The organism is Xanthomarina sp. F2636L (genome assembly GCF_026410195.1).
In the GTDB taxonomy this organism is placed as follows: Bacteria; Bacteroidota; Bacteroidia; order Flavobacteriales; family Flavobacteriaceae; genus Xanthomarina.
This window is the reverse complement of record NZ_JAPMLM010000011.1, coordinates 1-232: the sequence shown is the minus strand read 5'-3', so window position 1 is coordinate 232 and position 232 is coordinate 1. Positions and strand designations below refer to the sequence as shown.

The following is a 232-nucleotide window of genomic DNA, read 5'->3' as shown; positions in this document are numbered from 1 at the left end:
AGTTGCCACGACATCACCAGCACAGTTATCTGTTGCTGTTAAATCTATAGGAGCAGGTACATCATCGATACATTCTACTGTTACATCAGCCGGAGTAGCCGGAGCTACAGGAGCAATAGTATCAGAAACAGTAATTATTTGTGACACACTAGATGTATTATTACAGCTATCAGTAAATGTCCAAGTACGTGTAACTACTACGTTACAAGGATCAGAATTATCAGTTGAGTCA

1 protein-coding gene is annotated in these 232 nt (G+C 39.7%); it reads right to left on the bottom strand.

Annotation, left to right across the window (positions count from 1 at the left end; all coding sequences use genetic code 11):
- Positions 1–232, bottom strand: a 232-nt coding sequence (locus tag OS191_RS00055; protein ID WP_267153667.1) for an HYR-like domain-containing protein, incomplete at both ends; no start/stop codon positions are given.